Below are 12,722 nucleotides of genomic sequence, written 5' to 3'. Positions count from 1 at the left end.
GGACTCCCTCACATCCGGAAGACGCCGAACTGGGGGTCACCCAGGGGCGCGTTGGCACAGGCCGTCAGGGCGAGGCCCACCACCTGGCGGGTCTCCATCGGGTCGATGACCCCGTCGTCCCAGAGCCGCGCCGACGCGTAGTAGGCGTTGCCCTGGGTCTCGTACTGTGCGCGGATCGGGGCCTTGAAGGCCTCCTCTTCCTCCGCGCTCCACTCGTCGCCGAGCTGGTCCCGCTTGACCGTCGCGAGGACGGACGCCGCCTGCTCGCCGCCCATGACCGAGATCTTGGCGTTGGGCCACATCCACAGGAAGCGCGGCGAGTACGCCCGGCCGCACATCGAGTAGTTGCCCGCGCCGTAGGAGCCGCCGACGACCACGGTCAGCTTCGGCACGCGCGTGCAGGCCACGGCCGTCACCATCTTGGCGCCGTGCTTGGCGATGCCGCCCGCCTCGTAGTCCTTGCCGACCATGAAGCCGGAGATGTTCTGGAGGAAGAGGAGCGGGATGCCGCGCTGGTCGCACAGCTCGATGAAGTGGGCGCCCTTCTGGGCGGACTCGGAGAAGAGGATGCCGTTGTTGGCGACGATCCCGACCGGGTGACCGTGGATCCGGGCGAAGCCGGTGACGAGCGTCTGCCCGTACTCGGCCTTGAACTCCTGGAAGCGCGAGGCGTCCACGATCCGGGCGATGACCTCGCGGACGTCGTACGGGGTGCGGGAGTCGACCGGCACCGCGCCGTAGAGCCCCGCCGGGTCCACCTTCGGCTCCTCGACCGGCTCGACCGACCAGGGCAGTTCGCCCCGCGCGGGCAGGGTCGCGACGATGTTCCGGACGATGCGCAGCGCGTGGGCGTCGTCCTCCGCGAGGTGGTCGGTGACTCCGGACGTACGGGAGTGGACCTCGCCGCCGCCGAGCTCCTCGGCCGTGACGACCTCTCCGGTCGCGGCCTTCACCAGCGGCGGACCGCCGAGGAAGATCGTGCCCTGGTTCCGTACGATCACGGCCTCGTCGCTCATCGCCGGGACGTACGCGCCACCGGCAGTGCACGAGCCGAGGACCGCCGCGATCTGCGGGATGCCGGCGCCGGACATCCGGGCCTGGTTGTAGAAGATCCGGCCGAAGTGCTCGCGGTCCGGGAAGACCTCGTCCTGCATGGGCAGGAACGCGCCGCCCGAATCCACCAGGTAGAGGCAGGGGAGACGATTCTCCAGTGCCACCTCCTGGGCCCTCAGGTGCTTCTTCACGGTCATCGGGTAGTACGTGCCGCCCTTGACGGTGGCGTCGTTGGCGACGATCACGCATTCGCGGCCCGAGACCCGCCCGATGCCCGCGATGACGCCGGCGGCCGGTGCCGCGTCGCCGTACATCCCGTTCGCGGCCAGCGGGGCCAGCTCCAGGAACGGCGAACCCGGGTCGAGGAGGGTGTCCACGCGGTCCCGCGGCAGCAGCTTGCCGCGCGCGGTGTGCCGTGCGCGCGCCTTCTCGCCACCGCCGAGCGCCACCGCGGCGAGCTTGGCGCGCAGAGTGGCCGAGAGCTCGTGGTGAGCGGCCTCATTGGCCTGCCAGGCCGGCGACGCGGGATCCGCCGCGCTCGTCAGCACAGGTGCCTGCTGCATCTCTCGAGCTCCCTTGCTCGGTTAATGAGCGTTAACGTATGTCGTTCAGGTTAACGACCGCTAACCCGGTTGTCTAGAATCGCTTCCATGACCACCACCGCCAGGCCCGACGCCCCCACGCGACGCGAGCAGATCCTCAAGGAGGCCGCTCGCCTCTTCGCCGAGCGCGGCTTCCACGGAGTGGGCGTCGACGAGATAGGAGCCGCCGTCGGCATCAGCGGCCCCGGGCTCTACCGGCACTTCCCGGGCAAGGACGCGATGCTCGCCGAGCTGCTCGTCGGGATCAGCGAGCGGCTCCTGGACGGCGGGCGGCTGCGGGTCGGCGAGGAGCTGGGCGACCCGCGGGCGCTGCTCGGCTCGCTCATCGACGGGCACATCGACTTCGCGCTCGACGACCGGCCCCTGATCACGCTGCACGACCGGGAGCTGGACCGGCTCAAGGACGAGGACCGCAAGCGGGTGCGCCAGCTCCAGCGGCAGTACGTGGAGCTGTGGGTGGCGGTCGTACGGGAGCTGTACCCGGCGGCCGGCGAGCCGGAGGCGCGGGCTGCGGTCCACGCCGTCTTCGGGCTCCTGAACTCGACCCCGCACCTCGCGGCGCTCGGCCGCCAGTCGATGGAGGAGCTGCTCAGGCGCCTGGCGCACGGGGCGTTCGGGGCGCTCGCGGAAGCGTAGCCACCGGTCCACGGGGTGGAATCGGGCCGCCGGGGGCGCGGCGGCCCGGCAGAATGAGGCCCATGCCGATACTCAGTCGCCCCGCCCTTGTCGAGCACCTCGTACGGACCCGGATCGCGGGCGATGTCGCCACCCCGCGCGACAACAACCTCTCCCACTACCGCAAGCTCGCCAACGGCGACCGGCACTACTGGCTCGGTCTGGAGCTCGGCGACCGGTGGACGGACGAGCAGGACGTCCTCGCCGTGATGGCCGAGCGGTGCGGGGTGAACGACGACCCCGCCCACCGCACCGGGCAGGACACCATCGACCCCGAGCTGACCGTCGACGCCCTCGACCGGGCGGCCGCCCGCCTGCGCAAGGCCGCCGCCGGCCAGGAGCGGGTGCTCTTCGCGACCGGTCACCCGGGCGCGCTGATCGACGCCCACAGCCGGGTCGCCGCCGCGCTGCGGGCGAAGGGCTGCGACATCGTACGGATCCCGGGCGGGCTCACCGCCGACGAGGGGTACGTCGTCCAGTTCGCCGACGTCGCCGTCTTCGAGCGGGGCGCCAGCCTCTGGCACACCCACTCGCCGGAACCCATGAACGCGATCCTCGACGGCCTGGAGGCCCTGGGCGAGCAGCGGCCCGACCTGGTCGTCGCCGACCACGGCTGGGCCGGGCGGGCGGGTCAGCGCGGGATCGACTCCGTCGGCTACGCGGACTGCAACGACCCCGCCCTCTTCATCGGCGAGGCCGAGGGCGCGATGCAGGTCACGATCCCGCTCGACGACCACGTCCTCGACCCCCGGTACTACGAGCCGCTCACCGCCTACCTGCTCGACGCGGCGGGCCTGGGGGGCTGACAGCCGACGGCGGGAGAACGACACCGCGGCCACACGGGGCCGCGGACCCGTCACGTGTCCCGCGGCGGCCGCTGTCCGAGGGCCGGTGTCGGGTCCAGGTACACGCGGCGGACGGCCGGGAAGCGTTCCCGTAGCTGCTGTTCGGCCTCCTCGCAGGCCCACTCGACCTGCTCGGCCGAGGACACGTCGCGGAAGTCGATCTTCGCCGCGATCAGGACCTCCTCCGGGCCCTGGATCAGCGTCGTCAGGTCGAGCACGGCGATGATGTGCGGCACGGTCAGCAGCTCGTCGCGGATCTCCTCCCTGATCCGCCGCGGCACCGGGCGGCCGATCAGCAGCTCCGCGTTGGAGCGGCCGAGCACCCAGGCCACGTACACGAGCAGCGCGCCGATGAGGATCGAGGCGACGCCGTCCCAGACGCTGTCGCCGGTGATCTCCACGCCGAACAGGCCGCCCGCCGCGAGGAGCAGCCCGGCCAGGGCTGCCGAGTCCTCCATCACGACGGCCTTGACCGTGGTGTCGGGCGTGCGCCGCAGATAGCGGCCGAAAGGCGCACTCTTCCGTTCCGCCTCGCCCTTGACCTGGCGGACGGCGGTCCGCAGGGAGAAGCTCTCCAGGACGAAGGCGACGCCGAGCACGATGTACGAGACGAGCGGGTCGCCCACCTCCTCGCCGTACACGAGCGTGTGGATGCCGTCGTAGACCGAGAAGACCGCGCCGCCGACGAACGTGGCGACGGCGGCGAGCAACGCCCAGACGTAGCGTTCGCTCGCGTACCCGAGCGGATGGTCCTCGTCGGCCGGCTTCTCGCTGCGCTTGAGCGCGGTGAGCAGCATGACCTCGGTGACGGTGTCGGCGACCGAGTGGGCCGCCTCGGAGAGCATCGCGCTCGATCCGCTGACGACCCCCGCGACGGCTTTGGCGGCGGCGATCCCGAGGTTCGCCACCGCCGCCACGATCACCGTGAAGGTGCTCTCGCCGCTCTGCGAGCTGTTCCGCGCCATGTTCGGACGGTATGTCCGATCATCAGCGCGGGATGCGAACGACACCCTCCTGGATGACGGAGATCGCCAGCTGCCCGTCCTGCGTGTAGATCCGCGCCTGGCCCAGGCCGCGCCCGCCCGACGCGGACGGCGACTCCTGGTCGTACAGCAGCCATTCGTCCGCCCGGAACGGCCGGTGGAACCACATCGCGTGGTCCAGCGATGCCCCGACGACGTCCCCGACCGCCCAGCCGCCCCGCCCGTGGGCGAGCAGCACCGAGTCGAGCAGCGTCATGTCGGAGACGTAGGTCGCCAGGCAGACGTGCAGCAGCGGGTCGTCGGCCAGCTTGCCGTTCGTACGGAACCAGACCTGCGAGCGCGGCTCGCGCGGCTCCCCGACGGAGCCCCACGGCGGCGTGTCGGCGTAGCGCAGGTCCACCGCCGCCCGCGCCTCGACCAGGCGCGCGGCCACGTCCGCCGGAAGGTGCCGGGGCAGCATCTCCGCCGCCGTCGGCAGGGACTCCGGGTCCGGCGCGGCCGGCATCTCGTACTGGTGCTCCAGCCCCTCCTCGTACGTTTGGAAGGACGCGGAGAGGTGGAAGATCGGCCGCCCGTGCTGGACGGCGACGACCCGGCGGGTGGTGAAGGAGCGGCCGTCGCGGATCCGGTCCACGGTGTAGACGATCGGCGCGCCCGGGTCCCCGGCGCGCAGGAAGTACGCGTGCAGGGAGTGGGCGAGGCGGTCCTCCGGGACGGTCCGCCCCGCCGCCACCAGCGCCTGGGCGGCCACCTGGCCGCCGAAGACGCGGGGGACGACGGCGGAGCGGGACTGTCCCCGGAAGAGGTTCTGCTCGATCTGCTCGAGGTCGAGCAGATCGAGCAGGGCGTCGAGAGCCTCGGGCACTTACAGACCCATCGACTTGGCGATGATCGACTTCATGATCTCGCTGGTGCCGCCGTAGATGCGGTTGACGCGGTTGTCCGCATACAGGCGCGCGATCGGGTACTCGTTCATGTAGCCGTAGCCGCCGTGCAGCTGGAGGCAGCGGTCGATCACGCGGTGCGCGACCTCGGTGCAGAAGAGCTTCGCGCTCGCGGCCTCGGCCGGGGTCAGCTCGCCCGCGTCCAGAGCCTCCAGGGCGCGGTCGGCGACCGCCTCGGCGGCGTCCACCTCGGCCTGGCAGGCGGCCAGCTCGAACTTGGTGTTCTGGAAGTGCGCGACCGGCTTGCCGAAGACGGTGCGCTCCTGCACGTACTGCTGGGCGAAGCGGACGGCGGCCTTGGCCTGCGCGTAGGCGCCGAAGGCGATGCCCCAGCGCTCGGAGGCGAGGTTGTGGCCGAGGTAGTAGAAGCCCTTGTTCTCCTCGCCGAGCAGGTCCTCGACCGGCACCTTCACGTCGACGAACGCCAGCTCGGCGGTGTCGGAGGTGCGCAGGCCGAGCTTGTCCAGCTTGCGGCCGATGGAGTAGCCCTCGGACTTGGTGTCCACGGCGAAGAGGGAGATGCCGTGGCGGCGGTCCTCGGCCGTCGGGGCGGACGTGCGGGCGCAGACGATCACGCGGTCGGCGTGGACGCCACCGGTGATGAAGGTCTTGGCGCCGTTGAGGACGTAGTGCGTGCCGTCCTCGGAGAGCTTGGCGGTGGTCTTCATGCCCGCGACGTCGGAGCCGGTGCCCGGCTCGGTCATCGCCAGCGCCCACATCTCGTCGCCGGAGACGAAGTTCGGGAGGTAACGCTTCTTCTGCTCGTCGGTGGCGAGCATCTTGATGTAGGGCAGGGCGAGCAGCACGTGCACGCCGGAGCCGCCGAACTGGACGCCCGCGCGGGAGGTCTCCTCGTAGAGGACGGCCTCGAACTTGTGGGTGTCCAGGCCCGCGCCACCGAACTCCTCGGGGACGTTGATGCCGAAGATGCCCAGCTCACCGAGCTTGCCGTAGAACTCGCGCGGCGCCTGGCCCGCGGCGAACCACTCGTCGTAGACGGGGACGACCTCGGCCTCGATGAAGGCCCGGATGGTCTCCCGGAACGCCTCGTGGTCCTCGTTGAATACCGTACGGCGCACGAGCCGCCTCCTTCGGAGTCCTGCGTACCTGACGCACTATGCCTAAGCGCTTGCTCAGTCAAGTTACCCATCGGTTTGCGCCGCTGTCCAGATCTGAGGGCCCCAGGGTTGCCCACATCACGTCCACTCAGGAGCCGGGCGCCACACCGGGGATCCATCGATGGCCGAGGGTGTCGTACGCGTACACCGCACTCCCCTTGATGCCGCTCGTACGGAACGGCCGGCCGTCGTCGGTGATCCGGACCGTGCCGGACCGGCCCTCGCTGCTCCACTCCAGCTCCAGGTACCAGCGGCAGTCGCAGCCCGCCGCCCCCGCCGAGACCAGCAGCTCCTCCGGCTCGGCGGCGCTGACCGCGTACGGGAAGGAGACCGCCGGGAGCTTCCGGCCCTCCTCCCCGGAGGCGTCGTACCCGTCCAGCGCGCGCGCCACCGGCCGCGGCCGGTCCAGGTCCACCTCGAAACGGCGCGGCGTCACCGCCCCGCCGCACCCGTCGTCCATCCGGTACGCCGCCCACGGCAGCGGCGCGCCCCGCTCCACCACCCGCACGTGCAGCGCCTGAAGCACCACCGCCGCCGCGCCCTTCCCCTGCACCGACACCCGCACCAGCGTCTCCCCGCCGTCCACGGCCCCCTGCGCCGCCGCCCAGCTCCGCGCGTCGGCCGCCTCCGGCGGGGGAGGGGGCGTCCGCTCCACGAGGTAGGTGTGCCCGCACCCGTTCTTCCAGATGTGCGAGGCGACCGTCCACGTCAGCGGCACCGGTGGTTCAACGGCCCGCTCCCGGGCCTTCCCGGGCAGGAGTACGGCTCCGAGCGTCACCGTCCCCACGACCGCCAGCGCCCCGACGACCACGCCCATCCACCGCCACCGGAGCCTCCGCCGCTCGGACGGGAGGCCAGGCACCCGCGCGTGCACGGGTTCCGGCTCGGTCTCGGGCGCCGGCTCCGGGGCCGGCGCGGGCTCCGGAGCCGGCTCCGGGCCGGGCTCGGGCGCCGGCTCGGCGCCGGGTTCCGGTGCCGGAGGGCGGCGGGCGCCGTCCGCGCGGGCCCAGGCCACCTCCAGGGCCCGCCGCTCCTCCTCGTCCGCCCCGCACAGCAGGGCGAAACGGTCGACCACGGCGAACTCCTCCGGGACGGTCGCGCCGGAGCAGTAGCGGTGGAGGGTGGACGCGCTGACACTCAGGCGCCGGCCCAGCGCCTCGTAACTCCTCCCGTCCCGCACCTTCAGCGCGCGCACGAGCCGCGCGAACTCCTCGACGGCGGCGTCCTTCGGCATTCCATCCCCCTCGACCTTGCGTCCCACCCTTCACGTCCTTGCACGTCAGCAGGGGTGGAATGGTTCCGGGACGGATGGTGGGCGCGTCACCGTTGCAGGCGGTGGGCGCCGGCCCGACGCTGGTCGAGCACTGACCGAACGACCCGACGGGGGATCCACCACCATGAACAAGCTCCGTACCGCACTCGCCACCGCCGCCGCTGCGGCCCTGGGCCTCGCGGCCCTCGCCACGGCCCCGGCGCAGGCCGCTGCCCAGCCCGCCTTCCTCGCCGCCTCCCAGATGCCGCCGTCGTCGACGCCGTGGACCGCCACCCAGGTGTTCACCGGCGTCCCGGAGAACGGCGGCGCCCTCTGCGCCCCGTACAAGATCCCGGCGCAGAACACCCGCTACCGCGAGTTCAGCACCGAGCTCGACACCAACGGCGTCCAGATCACCACCGTCGCCCGCACCGAGGCCGACGCCGTGAAGCTGGTCGATACCCTCCGCAAGTCCCTCGCCGGCTGCGGCCCCCTGCTGGAGCAGCAGAACCCGGGCCTGAACGCCGTCAGCGCGTACCACGGCAAGCTCGCCGTCGAGGAGGGCGCCTGGGTCTACAGCCTGGACACCGCGGACCCGCAGATCGGCATCACCGACATCCACCTCTTCTCGGTGGGCCGCGACGGCCGGACCGTCACCTACGTCCGCTGGGGCCAGATGGGCGACCTGGAGGACGCCCCCGTGGAGGCCTTCAAGACCACCACGCGCACCGCGGTGAACAAGCTCCGTCCCTGACGGGCCCGCCCGGCCGAGGTCGCCCTCGGCGCCCTCGGCCGGAGTCATACGCGGCCGAGGGCGAACCAGAGCTCCATCCGTACGTTCGCGTCGTCCAGGTCCATGTCCAGGAGCGTCGCGCAGCGGGCGATGCGCTGGCGGACGGTGTTGCGGTGGATGTCCATGGCGACGGCCGTCCGGTCCCAGCTGCCGTGGAGCGAGAGCCAGGTGCGGAGGGTCTCGGTCAGCGGTTCGCCGATCGGTGCGAGCAGGGTCCGGGCGTACGCGGCCGCCTCCGCCTCGTCCATGAGGCCGCCGAACCCGGCGGGCCGGTGGCGTACGAGATCGGTGCGGCCGGCCTCCGCCCTGCGCAGCGCACGCCCTGCCTGCGCGTCGCCCGAGGCGAGGTCGCGGGCCTCGACGGGGGAGCTGACGCCGAGGGTCCAGCCGGGCTGGGCGGTGACGGGCGAGGAGGCGGGCAGCAGGAGCCGGACGGTCACGGGGGTGGCGTCCGGCTCGGCGCCGCCCGCCCGCGCCGCACGGTCGGCCGCTGCGGCGCCCGCGCCCGGGTCCGCCGTCGTACCGGCCGCCCGGTCCGCCGTCCCGCCCGCCGTCGTGGCGCCCGTGCCGACGCCCGCCGTCGTACCGGCCGGCCCGTCCGGCTCCGTCGCGCCCGTGTCCAGGCCCGCCGCCCCGCCCGTGTCGAGCAGTGCCGTGCCCAGGGCCGCCGCCAGGCTCGGCGCCGCGAACGGCGTGCCGTCGCCGCCGCGAGCGTGGACGACGGTCCAGGGGCCCGGGCCGAGGGCCCGTGCGGCCTCCTCCGGCGGGGTGCCGAGGAGGAGGCGGACCAGGGCGGTGTCCCGGGCCGAGACGTCGGCGCCCCGGTGCGGGGCGGTCAGCAGGGAGAGCAGGACGACGGCGACGCCCGCGATCGTGTGGTCCCCGGGCTCCCGGCTCTCCGTCGCGACCCCGAGGGTCAGTCCGTCGCCGCCGCCGAGCGCGTACGCGGCCAGGCGCAGCCCCTCGCCCTCGCCGCTCGCGGTGGCCGGGCCGCCGGGCCGGGGGCCCACCACGCCCGCCAGGTCGACGAGCGCCCGGGACACCTCGTCCGGCAGCTCGCGGCCCGCCGCCGCGTACGACGTGCCGTCCGCCGCGTAGAGCACCGCGTGTCCGCCGAGCCGGGAGGCGAGCGCCCCGAGGACCGCCGGGACCGGCGCAGGCCGGGCCGCCGCGACCGCCAGCGACTGCTGGGCCTCGGTCACCCGCCGCAGCTCCCGGTGGCGGGCCTCCGCCATCAGCCGCCAGACCGCCCGGGCCACCGCCGTGAACGGTGTGTGCGGCGGCACCTCGACCAGCGGCAGCCCGTGCCGCTCGCACGCGGCGACGAGCGCCGCGGGCACCGTGTCGTACACCGGCGCGACGCCGAACCCGAGCGCCGCCGCGCCCGCCGCGACCACCCGCTCGACATAGTGCGCCGGGTCCGGGAGCTGCACGCCCGCCGTCATCAGCAGCTCGCCGCCGAGCAGGTACGGATACGGGTCGGCCATCTCGGAGGTGTGCACCCAGTGCACCGCCGCGTCGGGTGGCCCCGCGAGCAGCCGGAGCCCGAGGTCCTGGCGGCTCAGCAGCGCGGCCAGGGAGACAGGGGGTGCCGGCGGTGTCGGCGTGGGTTCCCGTACGGCCATCGCTGTGGACCTTTCGTACATTGCACCGGGTGAACAGTGGATGAAACTTACGCTTCATCGTCGCTTTCCGGCCACCTAACCTCGTGCCATCCAGCGGCCGCGGGTACGGGCGGATGTCCTCGCGATCAGTCACTGGAGTCACTCCACCCGCACGACACGCCACCGAAGTGAACGAGGGAGGGCCCCATGGCCGTCGACTACACAGTGATCGTCCTGTATTTGGCCGGCATGCTCGCGATGGGCTGGTGGGGCATGCGCCGCGCCAAGTCCAAGAGCGAGTTCCTGGTGGCCGGCCGCCGCCTCGGTCCCTGGATGTACTCCGGCACCATGGCCGCCATCGTCCTCGGCGGCGCCTCCACCATCGGCGGCGTGGGCCTCGGCTACAAGTACGGCCTCTCCGGTGCCTGGATGGTCTTCACCATCGGCCTCGGACTCCTCGCCCTCTCCGTCTTCTTCTCCGCGCGCATCGCCCGGCTGAAGGTGTACACGGTCTCCGAGATGCTCGACCTGCGCTACGGCGGCAAGGCCGGCGTCATCTCGGGCGTGGTCATGTGGGCGTACACGCTGATGCTCGCGGTCACCTCGACCATCGCGTACGCCACGATCTTCGACGTCCTCTTCGACCTGCCCCGCACGATCGCGATCGTCCTCGGCGGCGCCATCGTCGTCGCGTACTCGACGCTCGGCGGCATGTGGTCCATCACGCTGACCGACATGGTGCAGTTCGTGGTGAAGACCATCGGCGTGCTGATCCTGCTGCTGCCCATCGCCGTGATCAAGGCCGGCGGCTTCGCCGAGATGAAGGCCCAGCTGCCCACCGAGTACTTCGCGCCGCTCGGCATCGGTGGCGAGACGATCTTCACGTACGTGCTGATCTACACCTTCGGCATGCTCATCGGCCAGGACATCTGGCAGCGCGTGTTCACCGCCAGGACCGACAAGGTCGCCAAGTGGGGCGGCACGGTGGCCGGTACGTACTGCCTCGTCTACGCCCTCGCCGGCGCCGTCATCGGCACCGCGGCCAAGGTGCTCTACCCGAACCTGCCCAGCGCCGACGACGCCTTCGCGACCATCGTCAAGGACGAGCTGCCCATGGGCGTGCGGGGCCTGGTCCTCGCCGCCGCGCTCGCCGCCGTCATGTCCACCTCGTCCGGCGCGCTGATCGCCTGCGCCACCGTCGCCAACAACGACATCTGGTCGAGGTTGCGCGGGCTGACCGCCGGAGGCGGCGGCGAGGACCACGACGAGGTGAAGGGCAACCGCCTCTTCATCCTCCTCATGGGCATCGCCACCATCGCCATCGCGATCGCCCTGAACGACGTCGTCCAGGCCCTGACCGTCGCCTACAACCTGCTGGTCGGCGGCCTGCTCGTGCCGATCCTCGGCGGCCTGCTGTGGCGCCGCGGCACCGTGCAGGGAGCCCTGGCCGCGGTCACCGTCGGCGGCCTGTCCGTCATCGGCCTGATGTGGGCTTACGGAATCTTGGCGAATGAGCCTGTTTATTATGGTTTGTTGGCCTCGCTCGCCGCATATGTGATCGTTTCCCTGGCGACCCGCCCGACGGACGCCGCCGTGCTCGCGAACTGGCGCGCCCGGCTGGCGGGCCAGGAGACGGCCGAGGCCGACGGGACGCCGGAGACCGTGCCGGCCGCCGCGACCGGCTGACCGCACCGCAGACACCCGGTCGGGGGCCCATCAGGCCCCCGACCGGAACCCACCGACACACCCCCCAGGAGGACCCGACCATGAGCAGCGACCAGAACGCCTTCCGCGGCCCGACCGACTCGTCCCGCATCCCGCGGTACGCCGGTCCCGCGACGTTCGCCCGGCTGCCGCGACTCGACGAGGTCGGCACCGCCGACATCGCCGTGGTCGGCGTCCCCTTCGACAGCGGTGTCTCCTACCGCCCCGGCGCCCGCTTCGGCGGCAACGCCATCCGCGAGGCCTCCCGCCTCCTGCGCCCGTACAACCCGGCGCAGGACGCCTCGCCGTTCGCCCTGGCCCAGGTCGCCGACGCCGGTGACATCGCCGCCAACCCGTTCAACATCAACGAGGCCGTCGAGACGATCGAGGCCGCCGCCGACGACCTGCTCTCCACCGGCGCCCGCATGATGACCCTCGGCGGCGACCACACCATCGCGCTGCCGCTGCTGCGCTCCGTCGCCAAGAAGCACGGCCCGGTCGCGCTGCTCCACTTCGACGCGCACCTCGACACCTGGGACACGTACTTCGGCGCCGAGTACACCCACGGCACGCCGTTCCGCCGCGCCGTCGAGGAGGGCATCCTCGACACCTCCGCCCTGTCGCACGTCGGCACGCGCGGCCCGCTGTACGGCAAGCAGGACCTCACCGACGACGAGAAGATGGGCTTCGGCATCGTCACCTCGTCGGACATCTACCGCCGCGGCGCCGACGAGGTCGCCGACCAGCTGCGCCAGCGCATCGGCGACCGCCCGCTGTACATCTCCATCGACATCGACTGCCTCGACCCGGCCCACGCGCCCGGCACCGGCACCCCGGAGGCGGGCGGCATGACCTCCCGCGAGCTCCTGGAGATCCTGCGCGGCCTGTCCTCCTGCAACCTGGTGTCGGCGGACGTCGTCGAGGTCGCCCCGGCCTACGACCACGCGGAGATCACGGCGGTCGCCGCGTCGCACACGGCGTACGAACTGACGACGATCATGTCCCGCCAGATCGCGGAGAGCCGCGCGGCGCAGTAACGGGGACGCGCCCGTCGGGGGTGTGGGCACGTTGCGGGCACGTGGTGCCGCCTGGGGCGGCCGGGCCGTCCGGGGCGCCCGGGGCCGTCGGGGTGCCCTCGCCCCGCTCCCG

At 72.6% G+C, this 12,722-nt stretch carries 11 protein-coding genes; 5 read left to right on the top strand and 6 right to left on the bottom strand.

Going from position 1 to position 12,722, the window contains the following annotated elements:
• Window positions 1-8 precede the first annotated feature (8 nt).
• Window positions 9-1,616: a carboxyl transferase domain-containing protein gene (locus ACZ3OF_RS25955; RefSeq protein WP_361673475.1), complete on the bottom strand. Its 1,608-nt coding sequence runs from the start codon at window positions 1,614-1,616 to the stop codon at window positions 9-11.
• An 87-nt stretch (window positions 1,617-1,703) separates the two neighbouring features.
• Between ACZ3OF_RS25955 and ACZ3OF_RS25950 the strand changes: the two genes are divergently transcribed.
• Complete coding sequence (locus ACZ3OF_RS25950) at window positions 1,704-2,291, top strand: SACE_7040 family transcriptional regulator (protein ID WP_361673473.1); 588 nt, start codon at window positions 1,704-1,706, stop codon at window positions 2,289-2,291.
• A 62-nt stretch (window positions 2,292-2,353) separates the two neighbouring features.
• On the top strand, window positions 2,354-3,136 hold the full coding sequence (locus ACZ3OF_RS25945; RefSeq protein ID WP_467307085.1) for a phosphatase: 783 nt from the start codon (window positions 2,354-2,356) through the stop codon (window positions 3,134-3,136).
• Between the two features lie 50 nt (window positions 3,137-3,186).
• Here the strand turns inward: ACZ3OF_RS25945 and ACZ3OF_RS25940 are convergent, their stop codons facing one another.
• The 4 genes from ACZ3OF_RS25940 to ACZ3OF_RS25925 all read right to left on the bottom strand — a co-directional run bounded on the left by ACZ3OF_RS25940 (window position 3,187) and on the right by ACZ3OF_RS25925 (window position 7,454).
• Entirely contained in the window at window positions 3,187-4,140 is a 954-nt protein-coding gene (locus ACZ3OF_RS25940; protein ID WP_467307083.1) for a cation diffusion facilitator family transporter, read from the bottom strand.
• A gap of 22 nt (window positions 4,141-4,162) precedes the next feature.
• Window positions 4,163-5,023, bottom strand: a complete 861-nt coding sequence (gene tesB, locus ACZ3OF_RS25935) for an acyl-CoA thioesterase II (RefSeq protein ID WP_361673466.1) — start codon at window positions 5,021-5,023, stop codon at window positions 4,163-4,165.
• Window positions 5,024-6,181, bottom strand: a complete 1,158-nt coding sequence (locus ACZ3OF_RS25930; protein WP_329120307.1) for an acyl-CoA dehydrogenase family protein — start codon at window positions 6,179-6,181, stop codon at window positions 5,024-5,026.
• A gap of 127 nt (window positions 6,182-6,308) precedes the next feature.
• Window positions 6,309-7,454 carry a helix-turn-helix domain-containing protein gene (locus ACZ3OF_RS25925; protein WP_467307080.1) on the bottom strand — a complete coding sequence of 382 codons (1,146 nt, stop codon included), beginning with the start codon at window positions 7,452-7,454 and terminating at the stop codon, window positions 6,309-6,311.
• A 163-nt stretch (window positions 7,455-7,617) separates the two neighbouring features.
• On the opposite strand from ACZ3OF_RS25925, the gene ACZ3OF_RS25920 reads away from it, so the two are divergent.
• The gene (locus tag ACZ3OF_RS25920; RefSeq protein WP_361673460.1) at window positions 7,618-8,226 is read left to right on the top strand and encodes a hypothetical protein; all 609 of its coding nucleotides are present in this window, start codon (window positions 7,618-7,620) and stop codon (window positions 8,224-8,226) included.
• Between the two features lie 44 nt (window positions 8,227-8,270).
• On the opposite strand, the gene ACZ3OF_RS25915 is transcribed toward ACZ3OF_RS25920, so the two are convergent.
• A complete protein-coding gene (locus ACZ3OF_RS25915) occupies window positions 8,271-9,890 on the bottom strand; it encodes a PucR family transcriptional regulator (RefSeq protein WP_361673457.1) in 1,620 nt (539 codons plus the stop codon).
• A gap of 186 nt (window positions 9,891-10,076) precedes the next feature.
• On the opposite strand from ACZ3OF_RS25915, the gene ACZ3OF_RS25910 reads away from it, so the two are divergent.
• Window positions 10,077-11,555, top strand: a complete 1,479-nt coding sequence (locus ACZ3OF_RS25910) for a sodium:solute symporter family protein (protein WP_361673454.1) — start codon at window positions 10,077-10,079, stop codon at window positions 11,553-11,555.
• An 80-nt stretch (window positions 11,556-11,635) separates the two neighbouring features.
• Complete coding sequence (gene speB, locus ACZ3OF_RS25905) at window positions 11,636-12,610, top strand: agmatinase (protein WP_361439748.1); 975 nt, start codon at window positions 11,636-11,638, stop codon at window positions 12,608-12,610.
• The last annotated feature ends 112 nt before the right edge of the window (window positions 12,611-12,722 follow it).

The sequence above is a fragment of the Streptomyces sp. NPDC022552 genome (genome assembly GCF_055561875.1).
The sequence above is the reverse complement of the archived record's forward strand: the minus strand, read 5'-3'. Positions and strand labels throughout refer to the sequence as shown.